Annotated in this window: 19 protein-coding genes; 6 read left to right on the forward strand and 13 right to left on the reverse strand. The window is 68.1% G+C overall.

Features of this window, described 5'->3' with window-relative positions; translation table 11 throughout:
* Window positions 1-66: 66 nt before the first annotated feature.
* The 3 genes from LQK89_RS13980 to LQK89_RS13990 all read right to left on the reverse strand — a co-directional run bounded on the left by LQK89_RS13980 (window position 67) and on the right by LQK89_RS13990 (window position 1066).
* Entirely contained in the window at window positions 67-285 is a 219-nt protein-coding gene (locus tag LQK89_RS13980; protein ID WP_231049479.1) for a hypothetical protein, read from the reverse strand.
* A gap of 112 nt (window positions 286-397) precedes the next feature.
* Complete coding sequence (locus LQK89_RS13985; protein WP_231049480.1) at window positions 398-802, reverse strand: hypothetical protein; 405 nt, start codon at window positions 800-802, stop codon at window positions 398-400.
* Between the two features lie 30 nt (window positions 803-832).
* Window positions 833-1066, reverse strand: a complete 234-nt coding sequence (locus LQK89_RS13990; protein ID WP_231049481.1) for a hypothetical protein — start codon at window positions 1064-1066, stop codon at window positions 833-835.
* A gap of 403 nt (window positions 1067-1469) precedes the next feature.
* Between LQK89_RS13990 and LQK89_RS13995 the strand changes: the two genes are divergently transcribed.
* Window positions 1470-1913 carry a hypothetical protein gene (locus LQK89_RS13995; RefSeq protein ID WP_231049482.1) on the forward strand — a complete coding sequence of 148 codons (444 nt, stop codon included), beginning with the start codon at window positions 1470-1472 and terminating at the stop codon, window positions 1911-1913.
* A gap of 26 nt (window positions 1914-1939) precedes the next feature.
* Here the strand turns inward: LQK89_RS13995 and LQK89_RS14000 are convergent, their stop codons facing one another.
* Complete coding sequence (locus LQK89_RS14000) at window positions 1940-2266, reverse strand: hypothetical protein (RefSeq protein WP_231049483.1); 327 nt, start codon at window positions 2264-2266, stop codon at window positions 1940-1942.
* Window positions 2267-2369: 103 nt separating this feature from the next.
* Between LQK89_RS14000 and LQK89_RS14005 the strand changes: the two genes are divergently transcribed.
* Window positions 2370-2909, forward strand: coding sequence for an AAA family ATPase (locus tag LQK89_RS14005; protein WP_231049484.1), 540 nt, complete (start codon window positions 2370-2372; stop codon window positions 2907-2909).
* Between the two features lie 173 nt (window positions 2910-3082).
* On the opposite strand, the gene nrdF is transcribed toward LQK89_RS14005, so the two are convergent.
* From nrdF to nrdH, 4 genes are all read right to left on the reverse strand, one after another.
* Window positions 3083-4084 (reverse strand): class 1b ribonucleoside-diphosphate reductase subunit beta, encoded by a 1002-nt coding sequence (nrdF, locus tag LQK89_RS14010; RefSeq protein WP_058725585.1) that lies wholly within the window; start codon window positions 4082-4084, stop codon window positions 3083-3085.
* A 108-nt stretch (window positions 4085-4192) separates the two neighbouring features.
* Complete coding sequence (nrdE, locus tag LQK89_RS14015; RefSeq protein ID WP_083519825.1) at window positions 4193-6298, reverse strand: class 1b ribonucleoside-diphosphate reductase subunit alpha; 2106 nt, start codon at window positions 6296-6298, stop codon at window positions 4193-4195.
* Window positions 6299-6315: 17 nt separating this feature from the next.
* Window positions 6316-6732, reverse strand: a complete 417-nt coding sequence (nrdI, locus tag LQK89_RS14020) for a class Ib ribonucleoside-diphosphate reductase assembly flavoprotein NrdI (RefSeq protein WP_058741109.1) — start codon at window positions 6730-6732, stop codon at window positions 6316-6318.
* Window positions 6733-6843: 111 nt separating this feature from the next.
* Window positions 6844-7077, reverse strand: a complete 234-nt coding sequence (gene nrdH, locus LQK89_RS14025) for a glutaredoxin-like protein NrdH (RefSeq protein ID WP_058727719.1) — start codon at window positions 7075-7077, stop codon at window positions 6844-6846.
* A 415-nt stretch (window positions 7078-7492) separates the two neighbouring features.
* Between nrdH and LQK89_RS14030 the strand changes: the two genes are divergently transcribed.
* Window positions 7493-8698, forward strand: a complete 1206-nt coding sequence (locus LQK89_RS14030) for an MFS transporter (protein ID WP_175325660.1) — start codon at window positions 7493-7495, stop codon at window positions 8696-8698.
* A 75-nt stretch (window positions 8699-8773) separates the two neighbouring features.
* Here the strand turns inward: LQK89_RS14030 and LQK89_RS14035 are convergent, their stop codons facing one another.
* Complete coding sequence (locus tag LQK89_RS14035; protein ID WP_231049485.1) at window positions 8774-9565, reverse strand: hypothetical protein; 792 nt, start codon at window positions 9563-9565, stop codon at window positions 8774-8776.
* Between the two features lie 125 nt (window positions 9566-9690).
* Here LQK89_RS14035 and LQK89_RS14040 point away from each other — a divergent pair, with 125 nt between their 5' ends.
* Complete coding sequence (locus LQK89_RS14040; protein WP_231049486.1) at window positions 9691-10509, forward strand: aldo/keto reductase; 819 nt, start codon at window positions 9691-9693, stop codon at window positions 10507-10509.
* Window positions 10510-10534: 25 nt separating this feature from the next.
* On the opposite strand, the gene LQK89_RS14045 is transcribed toward LQK89_RS14040, so the two are convergent.
* Window positions 10535-10873 carry a hypothetical protein gene (locus LQK89_RS14045; protein WP_114851412.1) on the reverse strand — a complete coding sequence of 113 codons (339 nt, stop codon included), beginning with the start codon at window positions 10871-10873 and terminating at the stop codon, window positions 10535-10537.
* Window positions 10874-10970: 97 nt separating this feature from the next.
* On the opposite strand from LQK89_RS14045, the gene LQK89_RS14050 reads away from it, so the two are divergent.
* Window positions 10971-11870 (forward strand): hypothetical protein, encoded by a 900-nt coding sequence (locus LQK89_RS14050; RefSeq protein WP_231049487.1) that lies wholly within the window; start codon window positions 10971-10973, stop codon window positions 11868-11870.
* A 65-nt stretch (window positions 11871-11935) separates the two neighbouring features.
* Window positions 11936-12457 (forward strand): ribonuclease H family protein, encoded by a 522-nt coding sequence (locus LQK89_RS14055; RefSeq protein ID WP_114851414.1) that lies wholly within the window; start codon window positions 11936-11938, stop codon window positions 12455-12457.
* Between the two features lie 56 nt (window positions 12458-12513).
* On the opposite strand, the gene LQK89_RS14060 is transcribed toward LQK89_RS14055, so the two are convergent.
* Genes LQK89_RS14060 through LQK89_RS14070 form a run of 3 tightly spaced genes read right to left on the reverse strand, consistent with a single transcriptional unit; the run spans window position 12514 to window position 15907 of the window.
* Entirely contained in the window at window positions 12514-12765 is a 252-nt protein-coding gene (locus LQK89_RS14060; RefSeq protein WP_204621833.1) for a DUF6458 family protein, read from the reverse strand.
* A gap of 56 nt (window positions 12766-12821) precedes the next feature.
* Complete coding sequence (locus LQK89_RS14065; RefSeq protein ID WP_231049488.1) at window positions 12822-13337, reverse strand: GNAT family N-acetyltransferase; 516 nt, start codon at window positions 13335-13337, stop codon at window positions 12822-12824.
* The gene (locus LQK89_RS14070) at window positions 13337-15907 is read right to left on the reverse strand and encodes a DEAD/DEAH box helicase (RefSeq protein WP_231049489.1); all 2571 of its coding nucleotides are present in this window, start codon (window positions 15905-15907) and stop codon (window positions 13337-13339) included. Before LQK89_RS14070 ends, LQK89_RS14065 begins: the two co-directional genes overlap by 1 nt.
* Window positions 15908-15977 lie beyond the last annotated feature (70 nt).

Consider the following 15977-nt stretch of genomic DNA (forward strand, 5'->3'; position numbering starts at 1 on the left):
GCGGGCGGAGCGGGACGCGCGTCGCACCCTTCCCCGCCAGATCGGATGCGCCGCGGCCGAGCCAGCTCAGCCGCGATCGCGATCGCGATCGCGAACTCGAGCACGGCCGATCAGTGCATCGATCCACAGACCCACGCCGCCAGCGAGAAGGATGATGCCGAGGATCCAGGTCGGGAACCCTCGTGCCGTGCTCACGGTCCGCATCGGCGTTAGGAGGGACACCAAGCCCAGCACGAGGAAAGCCGTGGCGACGATCGCCGGGCGCCAGAACGTGGACTTCCTCATAAGTCGAACGTAGCCAGCGTCGCATGGTGAGGTCCCGAGTTCAGCCTGTACGACGGCCGATCGATCACCGGACAGCTCTGGCGCCGGTTGGAGAGGGCTGGGCGAATCGCTGTCAGCGATGATCGTCTCCGATCTGGGCGACGACGTGGAGATCAACACGGTTGCGGCCGGCCCACTGCTGGACGTTGTCTGGTCGTCGGGCGACCAGGAGCTCCTGTACGTGCACGTCGTGAGCTGCGAGGTCGCGCCGGACCCGCGCACCGAATCGGCCGAAGCGCACGATCGTCGCGACCGTCACTGCGCCCGACCCGATGATCAGGACCGGGAAGATCCAGGTCGGATCGATGTGCATGAGCCCGAGGGCCCAAGCCAGCGCCCAGATCGTGAGTTGCGCGGGGAACGCGATGGCGAAAGAGAGCTTCCTGCGCGCGATCTCGACGGCGTAGCGATTGCCGAGCAGCGGACGCCACGGTGCGGCGAGACGCTGGATTGCGCCCTTTGGTTGCTGGTATGACACGATGCTCACGCGCGCGGTGTGGCCGGTGGCTTATCGGCCGCCACGATCCGGCGCTCGGAGAGCGCGCATGCTGCGGAACACCCAGATGTACGCAACGACGATGACTGCCGACAGGAGCACGATCACCACCGTCCAGATGAGCCAGTCGGAACGGTCCGGGTCGCCGAGCGCCCCGAAGACGAGCGTGCTGATCGCCATCGCGGGAAACAGCAGGCTGACCCAGATGAAGACCCAGCCCTTGGCGCGCTTCGACATCGTTGCCACACAGCTACAGTCCCATTCGCCTCGGTAGTTGTCGATTCGACGGTACTCAGGGTGATGCTGGCGGTCCCGATGAACCATCGGTGAATGAGACGATCCGCTACTCACAGACGGCCCTCGCCGCTGCCCTCTCCGACGTCCGCTTGCCGACCGGCGAACGGACACGCTCCACGTCGTGGCGGCACGGAAGTGGCTGCACGGCGGAGCGGTGGTTGCGTGCACGGCCGGCGGAGAGGCGTCACTGCAACAGGGACTGCAGCGCGTCCCACAGATCGAAGTGCTTGCCGCCCGCCGTACACGTGATCGACCTTCGCGGCTCCCCGAACGTAATGGACCGACGTGACCTCGACGAGACGTTCTTCGCGAACGCTTTGCGCTCAGCGCTTCGTGTTGAGAGTGTCACGGAGTGGACGATCGAATCACCGCTGCCGCGTTTCGTCGGGCCTTCCAGGAAGCCGATGATCTCGCGCCGTTGGTCCTGCCTGACGGGGAGGTCGTCAGTTCCTCCGACGCCGACATTGCTCCCCTGCGCGACGCTCTCGGGAGTGCTGCGTGGACCCGCACAGTCGGACCCGGAGCGAGCGGCGTGGGACAGACCCTTTCTGTGTGGCCGAGCGACGGGGTGCAGGTGAACTTTTTCCTCGGTTGGGGCGCACCGATCGAGTTCGACTTCGACCTCCGGGAGATGGGCGATGACGAGGCCGTCGACAGTCTCATCCGTCTTCTTCGGCTGGTGAGTTCGGTGGTCAGGAAGGACGTCATCATCCGTCCCGAGGGGCAGAACAATGCCCGTCCGGTCCTGCATATCGACGCCACCACCGGCGGCACATCGCTCAGCCCAAGGTCATGAGCGAAGACCGTCCGCTCACCGATCGGCTACCGGTCTGTCGAACGCTGCTCGCCCTCGGGCAGAAGATGCCCGATGGCTCGTAGGACGTCGCCCAGCCAAACGAGTTCCCAGTTCAACGTCCGATCGGCGGCCGGCGCTGACGTCAGGTTGTCCCACGACTCGGTCAGCTGCCCGATCGTGGCCTCGGGTGGATCGCTCGACACGTCGTACAGTCCCGGAGCGGGCAACGAGTAGAAGTAGTCCTCACGCAGCACGACCGACTCCCCGTTCGCATGTTCGACGTGCTGAAGGATCCGATCGAACACAAGACGGAGATCAGTCACCGGGATCTGAAGACCGTTCCACTCAGGCATCCCACGAACATGGCTCAGAGGGGCTGTCTCGTCAACCGATCCCCATCCGGGGTACTACTCGAACCCTGGGACAGCTTCAACGGCACACCCGTAGAGTCCGCGGATGGAAGCCTCGTTTGCGATCTTCATCAACGGCTCCTACGGCGCTGGCAAGACAACCGTTCTCGATCACATCGGCAACCTGCTCGCAGCCGAGGGGCGCCCTTTCAGTCTGATCGACGTCGACTGGTTTCATCGGTCCTCTCCCGTTGCCGCCTCCGACCCGCAGAACCAGGTCATCGAGGCGAGGAACATCGCTGCCGTGTGGGCGAACTACAAGACCGCCGGACCGCGCCAGCTCGTCATGAGCGGCGTGATCGCCAACGAAGCCGACAAGCATCGATACTCAGAAGCCGTCGCGCTGCCGCTTCGATCTGTCCGCCTGACCGCGCAGCGATCAACTGCCGAGGCACGCCTGCGGGCACGCTACGACTCCTCCCGACAGACCGAGCTACGCTGGCACGTTGACCGCTGGGAGGACCTCACCCAGCGTCTCACCGCAGCTGACTTGGATGAAGTCGCGATCGCCACGGACAGGTTAGATGCGCTGTCAGTAGCTCGCCGCATCGCGCAGTACTTCGATCTCGTCAACGTGTCTCGATAGCCGGTCCTTCACCGGACGCACGACCACTTCTCCTCCGTGAACAACAGCATCTGTCTCAGATGACCCGTCCGCGATCGGTCTCAATGCGGGCACGCCAGACGGACGCCGCCGAAGCGCAAGAACGCCCCGCCGGCCGAAGCCAGCGGGGCGTCCCCACACGAGTCAGACCAGGATCAGAAGTCCCAGTCCTCGTCCTCCGTCACGACGGCCTTGCCGATGACGTACGACGAGCCGGACCCCGAGAAGAAGTCGTGGTTCTCGTCCGCGTTCGGCGACAGGGCCGAAAGGATCGCCGGGTTCACGTCCGTCGTCTCCTTCGGGAACATCGGCTCGTAGCCCAGGTTCATCAGCGCCTTGTTGGCGTTGTAGTGCAGGAACTTCTTGACGTCCTCGGTCAGCCCGACACCGTCGTACAGGTCCTGCGTGTACTGCACCTCGTTCTCGTAGAGCTCGAACAGCAGGTTGAACGTGTAGTCCTTGATCTCCTGCTTGCGCTCCTCGGAAGCGCCCTCCAGGCCCTTCTGGAACTTGTAGCCGATGTAGTACCCGTGGACGGCTTCGTCGCGGATGATCAGGCGGATCAGGTCGGCGGTGTTGGTGAGCTTCGCCCGCGAGGACCAGTACATCGGCAGGTAGAAGCCGGAGTAGAACAGGAACGACTCGAGTAGCGTCGACGCGACCTTGCGCTTCAGGGGGTCGTCACCGGTGTAGTAGTCGAGGACGATCTGCGCCTTCTTCTGCAGGTTCGGGTTCTCCGTGGACCAGCGGAATGCGTCGTCGATCTCGGGCGTCGAGGCGAGCGTCGAGAAGATCGACGAGTAGCTCTTCGCGTGCACCGACTCCATGAACGCGATGTTCGTGTAGACGGCTTCTTCGTGCGGGGTGATCGCGTCGGGGATCAGGCTGATCGCGCCGACGGTGCCCTGGATGGTGTCGAGCAGCGTCAGGCCGGTGAACACCCGCATGGTCAGCTGCTGCTCCTCGGGCGTGAGCGTGTTCCACGACTGCACGTCGTTCGACAGCGGCACCTTCTCGGGCAGCCAGAAGTTGTTGACCAGCCGGTTCCAGACCTCGACGTCCTTGTCGTCCTGGATGCGGTTCCAGTTGATGGCACTGACCGCGCTGATCAGCGGGATGGACTTGCCCGTTGCGTGGACCGGGTCGGTGAGGGTCATGGGATCGTCTTCCGGATTCGAGATGGTGATCTGGTGTCGGACTGGAGGCACGGGGCGGGGCCCGCCCTGTGCCTCCAGGATGTGGGCAGTCGCGTCAGCGACCGACCGCTACAGCATGCAGCTGACGCAGCCCTCGACCTCGGTGCCCTCGAGGGCGAGCTGGCGCAGACGGATGTAGTAGATCGTCTTGATGCCCTTGCGCCATGCGTAGATCTGGGCCTTGTTGATGTCGCGGGTGGTGGCGGTGTCCTTGAAGAACAGCGTCAGCGACAGGCCCTGGTCGACGTGCTGCGTCGCCGCGGCGTACGTGTCGATGATCTTCTCGGCACCGATCTCGTACGCGTCCTGGTAGTAGTCCAGGTTGTCGTTCGTCATGAACGGCGCCGGGTAGTAGACGCGGCCGAGCTTGCCTTCCTTGCGGATCTCGATCTTCGACGCGATCGGGTGGATCGACGACGTCGAGTGGTTGATGTACGAGATCGAACCGGTCGGCGGGACGGCCTGCAGGTTCTGGTTGTAGATGCCGTGCTCCTGGACGGACGCCTTCAGCGCCTTCCAGTCGTCCTGCGTCGGGATCGTCACGTTCGCGTTCGCGAAGAGCTCGCGGACACGCTCGGTCGCCGGCGTCCACTCCTGGTCGGTGTACTTGTCGAAGAACTCGCCCGACGCGTACTTCGAGTCACGGAAGCCGTCGAAGGTCTCCCCCGTCTCGATCGCGATGTTGTTCGAGGCGCGCAGGGCGTGGAACAGCACCGTGTAGAAGTAGATGTTCGTGAAGTCGATGCCCTCTTCGGAGCCGTAGAAGACGCGCTCACGAGCCAGGTAGCCGTGCAGGTTCATCTGGCCGAGGCCGATGGCGTGCGACTTGTCGTTGCCGTCCTCGACCGAGCGGACCGACGAGATGTGCGACATCTGCGAGACCGAGGTCAGGCCGCGGATCGCGGTCTCGATGGTCTTGCCGAAGTCCGGCGAGTCCATCGTCAGCGCGATGTTCAGCGAGCCGAGGTTGCAGGAGATGTCCTTGCCGATCTCCTTGTACGACAGGTCCTCGTTGAAGGTGGTCGGCGTGTTGACCTGCAGGATCTCCGAGCACAGGTTGGACATGTTGATCCGACCCTTGATCGGGTTGGCCTTGTTCACCGTGTCCTCGAACACGATGTACGGGTAACCCGACTCGAACTGGATCTCGGCGATGGTCGTGAAGAAGTCACGCGCCTTGATCTTCGTCTTCTTGATGCGCGAGTCGTCGACCATCGCGCGGTAGTTCTCGGAGATCGGGACGTCGCCGAAGGGCATCCCGTAGACCTTCTCGACGTCGTACGGCGAGAACAGGTACATGTCCTCGTTGTTCTTCGCGAGCTCGAACGTGATGTCCGGCACGACGACGCCGAGCGACAGCGTCTTGATGCGGATCTTCTCGTCGGCGTTCTCGCGCTTGGTGTCGAGGAACTTCATGATGTCGGGGTGGTGGGCCGACAGGTAGACGGCACCGGCACCCTGACGCGCACCGAGCTGGTTCGCGTACGAGAAGGAGTCTTCCAGCAGCTTCATCACGGGGATGATGCCCGAGGACTGGTTCTCGATCTGCTTGATCGGGGCGCCGGCTTCGCGGATGTTGGAGAGCAGCAGTGCCACGCCGCCGCCGCGCTTCGAGAGCTGCAGCGAGGAGTTGATGCCGCGCGAGATCGACTCCATGTTGTCCTCGATGCGGAGGAGGAAGCAGGACACGAGCTCGCCGCGCTGCGCCTTCGCGGTGTTGAGGAACGTCGGGGTCGCGGGCTGGAAGCGGCCGGCGATGATCTCCTCGACGAGGTCGATCGCGAGCTGCTCGTTGCCCTGCGCCAGGCCGAGGGCCGTCATCACGACGCGGTCCTCGAAGCGCTCCAGGTAGCGCTTGCCGTCGAACGTCTTGAGCGTGTAGCTCGTGTAGTACTTGAACGCACCGAGGAACGTCTGGAACCGGAACTTCTTGGAGTACGCCAGGTCGTTGAGCTTCTGGATGAACTCGAGCGAGTACTGCTCGATCGTCGCCGCTTCGTAGTACTCGTTCTCGACCAGGTAGTCCAGCCGCTCCTTCAGGTTGTGGAAGAAGACGGTGTTCTGGTTGACGTGCTGCAGGAAGAACTGCTTCGCGGCCTCACGGTCCTTGTCGAACTGGATGTTCCCGTCCGCGTCGTAGAGGTTGAGCATCGCGTTGAGGGAGTGGTAGTCCATCCCCGTCTGCGGCGACGTCAGATCGACGTCTGCAACTGCTGCGTCCAAAATGCATCCAATCCTGAGTTGACCGCGCGGACGTCGTCCGGCGTTCCGAAGAGTTCGAACCTGTAGAGGAGAGGGACGCCGCACTTCTGTGCGATGACGTCCCCGGCCAGGCCGTAGGCCTCGCCGAAGTTCGTGTTGCCCCCGACGACCACTCCGCGGATGAGCGAGCGGTTCTGTTCGTCGTTGAGGAACTTGATGACCTGCTTGGGCACCGCGCCCTGCCCGTTGCCGCCGCCGTACGTCGGCAGGACGAGCACGTACGGCTCGTCCACGCGCAGGAACGGTTCGTTCGGGTAGAGCGGGATGCGGTCCGCGTCACGGCCGAGCTTCTCGACGAAGCGTGCGGTGTACCCGGACACGCTCGAGAAGTAGACGAGGCGACTCATGTGCGCGCTCCTTGTGAGAGGTGCGGACAGCAGATCAGGAGTGGCCTGTCGGAGGCGCTGCGTGCCTCCAGGCCGGCGGAGGTGCGGGTCCCGGGACGGGACCCGCACGGCTCACGCGAGTTCGGCGCTGAGCGTCGCGATCTTGTCGGGACGGAAGCCCGACCAGTGGTCGTCGTCGGTGACGACGACGGGGGCCTGCATGTAGCCGAGGCTCTTGACGTGCTCGAGTGCGGCTTCGTCGGCGGAGACGTCGAGCACCTCGTACTGGATGCCCTTGTTGTCGAGCGCGCGGTACGTCGCGGTGCACTGGACGCAGGACGGCTTGGTGTAGACGGTGACGGCCATGATCTCCCCTGGTTCTTGCTGGTTGTTCGTGCTGTGGAGTGGTGCTGGTGTCGGGTGCCGCTTGCACCTGCCCGCTGGCACCTGCGCAGACGTGTCCGGGAAGGGGCCGCTGCGGTGGCTCCACACTACATCTAGTGGCTGGCCGAGGAACCGACCACAAGAGGAAGTGTTACAGCCGTGTAGTTCTCCACAACGCCCTCCACAGTCTGTGGATTCCCGGGAGGCCCGGAATCACGCCAGTCTGCGGCCCACCACCGACACTTCCCCACACCGGTGGACAGCCTCGATCCACATGTGTGGAATCAGCGCGTCGGCGTGTCGCGGACGGTCCTCCACACGGGCCTCCGGAGGCCGCTCGTCCACAGCACCCCCGGACGGGTGACGGCCCCGTCCGTCCGGTCCGTACACTCGTCTCGTGAGTGCCTACGGACCCCTGCTGAAGACCCCCGGAGTCGGTCGCGTCATCGCAGCGCAGCTCACCGCGCGGTTCCCGTTCGGCATGCTCTCGCTCGCGTACCTGCTGCACGTCGAGCACGTCTTCCACTCGTACGGCGCCGCCGGGCTCGTGCTCGCGACGACGAGCATCGGCCAGGCCATCGCCGGTCCGCTCACCAGCCGGTGGATGGGCAGCTGGGGCATGCGGCCGGTCCTGGTGCTGACGAGCATCGTCGCGCTGCTCAGCATGGGCGTCGTCGCGTTCGCCACCATGCCGCTCTGGGCGTACGTGGTCGTCGGGTTCCTCGGCGGCCTCGCGGTCCCGCCCGTGCAGCCGGCGGTGCGCACCATCTACCCCAAGATGGTGACCTCGTCGCAGCTCACGCCCCTGTTCTCCCTGGACGCCAGCGCGCAGGAGCTCATCTGGGTCGCCGGCCCGGTCATCACGACGTTCGTCGCGACGCAGGTCGGCACCGTGCAGGCGATCGTCGTGGCGATGGTGTTCCTGGTCGTCGGCGGCGTGTGGTTCATCGCCTCCCCCGAGCTCGGCCGCGTCCGCATCCCCCGCTCGAAGCGTGCGTTCGGCGTCGTGCTGCGCCGCCCCTCGGTCGTCGTGGCGACCCTGACCGGCCTGCTGCTCATCGGTGCGTGCGCCGCGGTCGAGGCCAGTGTCACGAGCGTCTTCGGCGAGGGCAGCCCGAACGCCGGCATCGTCCTCGCGGTGTTCGCCGTCGGGTCGCTCGCGGGCGGGCTCGCGCTCGGGCACCGTCCGATCTCCCCGAACACCCTGTGGGCGCGCATGTGCATCGTGTTCGTCGGACTCGCGCTGGCCGTGGGCGGCACGAACTTCTGGTGGCTCTGCCTGGCGCTCGTGATCGCCGGCGCCGGCATCGCCCCGGCCCTCGCGGTGATGTTCGGCTCGGTGTCCGCGACCGTGAAGTTCTCCGACACGGCAGAGGCCTACGGCTGGATGGGCACCGGGCAGCTCATCGGCGCCGCGGGCGGATCGGCGGTGGCCGGGTTCCTCATCGACGCGAACGGTCCCTCGGGCGGCATGACCGTCGGCGCGGTGATGGCGGCGGCCGGCGTGGTCCTGCCGCTCGTCGCGAAGCGGTGGCTGCCCGACCTGCGCGGCCGCGACGCGAGCCCCATTCCCGACACGGAGCCGGTGACGCTGCCGAGCTGACGAGAGCGACGGCAGACGGCGGAAGGGGCGGAGCCGTGCGGCTCCGCCCCTTCCGTCGTCGGGACAGGGTCTCGGTCAGACCTCCTGGAGGATGAACCGGTAGGCCGCTGACTGCTGCCCGCCGTCCTCGACCACGAGCGTGTACTCGGCGAACGAGGCTCCGTCGGGCAGGGTCAGCTGCAGGGCCGTCCGGCTGCCGGCGGCCACTTCCTGCGAGCTGACCTCGCGGGTCTCGGAGCCGTCGAACGCGGAGACGTGCAGGGTGCCGGCAGCGCGCGAGAAGACGTCCGCCGTGCGCGTGGCGTGACCGGAGAACACCCAGATGTCCTCCGGGTCCCCCTGCTCGTCCTCGGTCTGGTCCGCGTACTGGCCGTCGACCGTGAACACCGTCGGACGCGACGGCTCGGCGACGCTGGACCGGGCAGAGGCCGTCGTGACGGTGTCGGCGGGCGCCTGCACTGCGTACCACTGGATCTGCGAGCCGGTCGGCACGAACAGCGTCGGCGTGAGCTGCTTGCCGAACCGCAGGACGTACTCCGCCTGTGCGGAGGGGGTGGACACGGTGAAGGAACCGTCCGCGCCGACGGTCGCAGAGCCCTGCCAGCCGGCACCCGCTGCGATCTGGACGGTCTTGTTCGCGTACGACGCGTCGTGGACGGTGCCCGAGACCGTGACGACCCCGTCACGAGCGGTACTCGAGGTCACCTCCACCGCACCGAAGGTGTGGGCACCCGCGTCGGCGGAGGTCGCCGAGCTGACGGCGGTCGGGGTGATCGTCGCGGCACCGGCCGGGACGGCACCGAGGACGGCGGCGCCGAGCGTGAGGGCGAGGCCGGTGGTGGCGCAGAGCACGCGGGACATCTTCATGGGAGTTCCTTTCATCGGGGACCAGGAAATACTGCATACTGGACGCTGATCCACTCCCGAGTGCGATGTGAACATCCAAGGCCAGCGGGCGGCGGCACACCGACCGCGCCCGGCAGGATGGGTGCATGGTCACCTCGATCCCCCTCCGCGACGGCCGCAGCATCCCCGCGATCGGCTTCGGCGTCTACAAGGTCGACGACGCCCAGGCCGAGACGGCGGTCGGTCTCGCGCTCGACGCCGGCTACCGGCACGTCGACACCGCCGAGATGTACGGCAACGAAGCCGGTGTCGGCAAGGCGATCCATGCCTCCGGGCTCGACCGTGACGACGTCTTCGTGACCACCAAGGTGTGGAACGACCACCAGGGGCGCGACGCGACGCTGCGGGCGTTCGACGCGAGTCTCGAGCGGCTGGGGACCGACACGGTCGACCTGTACCTCATCCACTGGCCGGCCGCTGCGAACGACCGCTACGTCGAGACCTGGCGGACGCTGGTCGAACTGCGAGAGCAGGGCCGTGCGCGGAGCGTCGGCGTCTCGAACTTCCAGGTGCCGCACCTGCAGCGGCTGATCGACGAGACCGGCGAGGTCCCCGCGCTCAACCAGGTCGAACGGCACCCGTGGCTGCCCCAGCGCGAGCTCATCGCGTTCCACGAGCAGCACGACATCGCCACGGGGGCGTGGTCACCGCTCGGCCGCGGTCGGCTCGTCGACGAACCGGTGCTCACGGGCATCGCGGACGCGCACGGGGTCAGCGTCGCGCAGGTGCTCGTCCGGTGGAACGTGCAGCAGGGCGTGGTGGTGCTGCCGAAGTCGGTCACGCCCGCGCGGATCTGGTCGAACCTCGACGTCGACGGGTTCGTGCTGACCGAGGACGACCTCGCGGCGATCGACACGCTCGAGTCCGGGCAGCGCACCGGCTCCCACCCGGACACCGTCTCCTAGCGGGCCCGGCCGGGCCCGGCCTCGCTCAGCCCTCGCGGTCCTCCTCGGACTGCCAGGGCAGGTGCAGGTCGCCCGGCTCGGGCTCGACGTCGCCGGCGTCGTCGGCCCCACCGGTGCCGGGCGCGGCCACGACGCGGGACGGATCGATGCCGTCCGCCTCCAGGTCCTCGCGGCTGCGCTGGTCCGTCTGCGCCGCCACGGTCTCCCGCTCGCTCGACGGACTGTAGGACGTGTCCGCGGCCTCCTGCTCGGACGCGCTCACGCCGTCGGCGCCCTCGTGGTGCGCGGCGTCGCGGAGCGCGTCGCTCCGTGCACGGTCGTCGGAGGCTTCGGGGCCGGGTGCGTCCGGGATGCTGTCGCTCATGGGCTGCACAGTAGGCCGGTGACCTCCGGTACCGGTTCGGTCACGGCGCTCGTGATCCGCTTCCCGCTCCACTACGGTCGTCGCGAGGGGGTCCGACATGGGACGCAGGACGGTCACAGCATCGATCGCGATCGCGGGGGTGACGGCGCTGGTGCTCACCGGTTGCTCGGTGTTCGGCGGGGACGACCCGCTGCCGAAGCCCACCGGGCACGCGGCACCGAGCGCATCGGCGCGCCCGGACAGCGGCACGGACGGCAGCGGCACCGGAACTGACGGCACCGCTCAGCAGGTCGTGACGAAGCAGGCGGTCCCCGCGGGCACCGGCGTCGCCGAGACGGACCTCGTCTCGAAGTCCGGCGACACCGCCGTGCACGTGCGCGTCGTGGCGGACGACGCCGGCACCTTCGACGCGCAGCTCTCCGGCTACCGCACGACGAACCCCCAGCCGATGACGGTCGAGTTCCGCCGGTCGGTTGCCTCGCCCGGTGACGGGTTCGACTGGGAGTCGGTCGCCTCGACGACCTGGCAGGCGGACGCCCCGGCGCCCACGTCGATCAGCCTCTCCGACGCCGGGTCCTTCCCCGACTGGCTGCACAGCGTCGTCCTCGTGCCCGCGGCGACCACGCAGGTAGCCGACACCGACGACTCGGACACTCCGATCGACGCGGACCGTCCGTGGGTCGGGAGCGTCCTGGCGGCGGCGACCCTGCAGTGGCACATCCCGAGTCCGTACCCGGACCTGCACGTCCAGGTCGGCGCCGCCCGTGCCGGCGCCTACGGGTGGGTCTTCGACGCGGCGGGCGACAAGCTCACCTCGCCCGGCAGCGGTGTGCCGACGTCGTACCGGGTGTCCCACGGCGACGACCAGACCACGGTCGCGAAGCGCTTCGGCCTGACCCTGGCGCAGCTCCGGTGGTTGAACCCCACGATGCGGGTGCACGGCAACGGCTGGTTGTACGAGGACACCGACCTGAACCTCGACCCCGCCGGACGCTGACCACGGCGGCACCGCCCGGTCCGTTACGCTCGACCCCGCACCCGCGCCATCCTGGAGGTCACCCCGTGACGATCGTCGCCGCCGCAGACGGATCCGCCCTCGGCAACCCCGGTCCGGCCGGCTGGGCATGGTACGTCGACGACGACCGCTGGGCCGCCGGCGGTTGGCCTCGTGCCACGAACAACATCGGTGAGCTCACCGCCGTCCTGCAGCTGCTCCGCGCGACGAAGGACACCGGCGAGCCGCTCCACATCCTGTGCGACAGCCAGTACGCGATCAAGGCGTGCACCGAGTGGCTCGCCGGGTGGAAGCGGAAGGGCTGGCGGAAGGCCGACGGCAAGCCCGTCCTGAACGTCGAGATCATCAAGGAGCTCGACGCCGAGCTGCAGGGCCGCAAGGTCACGTTCGAGTGGGTCCGCGGGCACGTCGGCCACGAGATGAACGAGGCCGCGGACGTCCGTGCCCGCGGTGCCGCGACCGCGTACCAGAACCACACCGAGGTCCCGACGGGCCCGGGATGGCCGGGCAAGCAGGTCGACCCGGCACCCGAGCCGGTGCAGGTCGAACCGCCCGCGACCCTGTTCTAGAACCGGACCGAGGCGACCACCGGACCGACACGACCGGCGAACCGGTCGCAGCGCGGTCAGTACGTCCCGTCGCGCCGGTCCTGGCGGGTGATCTGCTCCCCCGACGCCGGGTCGATCCCGGACCGCGTCGTGGTGGTCGTCCGGCGACCGCCGAACCCGACGGCCAGGCTGATGATGAGCAGCACGACGCCCGCGGCCATCAGGATGTACCCGATCAGGCGCAGGTCGACCCCGGCGAGCTGGATGTTCAGGGCGAACGCCACGATGGCGCCGATGACGATCAGGGCGATGCTCGATCCGATGCGCATGGGAGTTCCTCTCGACGGACCCGGCTGTCCGGGCTGCCGTCGAACGTACCCGTCCGTCAGAGTGGACGTTCCCACAGGGCGACGGTGCTCTCCAGGCGGTCGTACCGGTACGGCTTCGTCTCCCCGGTGGGCGTGTAGCCGAGCGCCCGCCAGAACGGCTCCGCGACGGCAGCGTTCGTCGCGACGATCCCGAGCCGCAGCCGGCCGACCCCCGGCACCGAGCGCACCCGGTCGACGACGGCCTCGTGCAGCGCGCGGCCGAGTCCCTGCCCCTGCCGGTCCCCGCGGACGAGCAGCAGTCCGACGAAGGCCGCCCCCGGGTCCGGGTAGCCGAGCAGCACGTCCGCGAACGCCACGAGCCGGTCCCCGTCGAACAGCCCCCAACCGTGCTTGCCCACCGGGTCGAAGCCCTCGGGCACGCTGATCAGCGCGCTCAGGGCGTCCGACGGCCCGGGCGGGTACCCGGTGATCCGCTCGGTGTAGTCCGGCGCGGACTCGAGCAGGTCCTGCAGCGCGGCGACGTCAGCGTCGCCGTCGAGCGACCGGAAGACCGGATCGGTGACCGCGCACATCAGTCGACGTCCACGTCCGTCCAGCCGTCGAACCGGCCGATCTCGGTGACCCGGACGACGGCCTCGCCCGCGGCGTCCGACGCGTCGAGGTCGATCGTCGCCGAGAACCCGAAGTCCTTGTCACCCGCCGGGTCGGCGAAGATCTGCCGTGCGCGCCACGTCCGTCCCTCCTCGGACAGCACCAGGTACTGCATCGACCGCGCGTCCGCGTCCGTGCCGATCGTGTCGTGCGCGTCGTAGTACTCCTCGAGCACCGCGTCCCACTCGTCCCGCCCGAACCCGGCGGCACCGTCGAGCACCCCGAGTCCCGCCGGGTCGTCCGCCGCCGCGAGCAGCACCCGCTGGAACAGCGCGTTCCGCACGAGCACCCGGAACGCCCGCGGGTTCCCGGTCAGGCGCGCGGGCTGCGGCGGGACGATCTCGCCCGTGGAGGACGAGCCGGCTTCTGCCTCGGCACGAGCGACGTCGCCGTTGACGAGCGCCTCCCACTCGTCGACGAGCGAGGAGTCCGTCTGCCGCACGACCTCGCCGAGCCACTCGATCAGGGCCTCGAGCTCGGGCGTTCGCTGCTCCTCGGCGATGGTCTGCCGCATGGTCCGGTACGCGTCGGACAGGTACCGGAGCACGAGCCCCTCGGAGCGGGTGAGGTCGTAGAACCGTACGAAGTCCCCGAACGTCATCGCCCGCTCGTACAGGTCACGGACGACGGCCTTCGGCGACAGCGCGAAGTCGAGCACCCACGGCTGCTCGGCGGCGTAGGCCTCGTATGCAGCTTCCAACAGCGAAGCGAGCGGCTTCGGCCAGGTGACCTCCTCGAGCAGCTCCATCCGCTCCTCGTACTCGATCCCCTCCTGCTTCATCCGGGCGACGGCCTCGCCGCGCTCCTTGAACTGCTGCTGCGACAGGATCGCCCGCGGGTCGTCGAGGGTCGCCTCGACGATCGAGACCATGTCCAGCGCGTACGTGGGCGACTCGGGGTCGAGCAACTCGAACGCGGCCAGCGCGAACGGCGACAGCGGCTGGTTGAGCGCGAAGTTCTGCTGCAGGTCGACCGCCAGCCGGTACACGCCGTCCACCCGCTCGATGACCCGCGCGTTGACCAGCGTCCGCGCGATGGTGAGCGCGCGCCGGGCCAGCGCGTACTGGCGTGCCCGCGGCTCGTGGTTCTCGAACACGAGCGCGCGGACCTCGTCGAACGGTGAGCCCCCGCGCGCGACGACGGCGAGCACCATCGCGTGCGTGATCCGCATCCGCGACACCATCGGCTCGGGCTCCGCCGCGATGAGCCGCTCGAAGGACGCCTGTCCCCACGAGACGAACCCCTCCGGCGCCTTCTTCTTCTTGACCTTGTTCTTCTTCTTCGGGTCGTCCCCGGCCTTGGCGACGGCGCGGGCGTTCTCGATCTCGTGCTCGGGGGCCTCGGCGACGACGTCGCCCTCGGTGTCGTAGCCCGCGCGACCGGCGCGTCCGGCGACCTGGTGGAACTCGCGCGCGGACAACTGTCGCATCTTCGTGCCGTCGAACTTCGTCAGCCCGGTCAGCAGCACCGACCGGATCGGCACGTTGATCCCGACGCCCAGGGTGTCGGTGCCGCAGATCACCGGCAGCAGGCCGCGCTGGGCGAGCTGCTCGACGAGCCGCCGGTACTTCGGCAGCATGCCCGCGTGGTGCACACCGATGCCGGCGCGGATGAGGCGGGACAGCGTCTGCCCGAACCCGGCGCTGAACCGGAACTGCGCGATCGCGTCGGCGATCTCGTCCCGACGAGCACGATCGGCGACGCGCACGGACATCAGGGCCTGCGCCCGCTCGAGCGCCGCCGCCTGCGAGAAGTGCACGATGTAGACCGGCGCCTTGCCCTCCTCGAGCAGCCGTTCGACGGTCTCCTGCACGGGCGTCATGACGTACTCGTAGGACAGCGGCACCGGCCGCGAGACACCGGTCACCCGTGCGGTCGGGCGTCCGGTCCGCCGGGACAGGTCGTCGGCGATGGTCGTCACGTCGCCGAGGGTCGCCGACATGAGCAGGAACTGCGCCCGCTCGAGCACGAGCAGCGGCACCTGCCACGCCCACCCGCGGTCAAGGTCCCCGTAGAAGTGGAACTCGTCCATCACGACGACGTCGACCTCGGCGTCCGGACCCTGTCGCAGAGCGAGGTTCGCGAGGATCTCGGCCGTGCAGCACACGATCGGGGCGTCGGCGTTGACGCTCGAGTCGCCGGTGACCATCCCGACGTTCTGCGCGCCGAACAGGTCGACGAGCTGGAAGAACTTCTCGGACACGAGCGCCTTGATCGGGGCGGTGTAGTAGCTCCGCTTCCCCTCGGCGAGCGCCGCGAAGTGCGCGCCGGCCGCGACGAGCGACTTCCCGGTGCCGGTCGGCGTGCTGAGCACGACGTTCGCGCCGGAGACGAGCTCGATGACCGCCTCGTCCTGCGCCGGGTAGAGCGGGCGGCCGCCCGAGGCGGCCCAGTCGGCGAAGGCCTCGTAGACCGCGTCCGGGTCGACGGCGCCGTCGACCGCCGCCGGCAGGGCGGCGACGAGCGGCGGGACGGTGGTGACGTCGGTCATGCGTCCATCCTCCCAGGTGGGTGGTGACCAGCAGACGGACTGAAGGATCGGGGCCGGCCCCGCCACGATC

This window comes from Curtobacterium sp. C1, from assembly GCF_021049325.1.
Taxonomy (GTDB): Bacteria; Actinomycetota; Actinomycetes; order Actinomycetales; family Microbacteriaceae; genus Curtobacterium; species Curtobacterium citreum.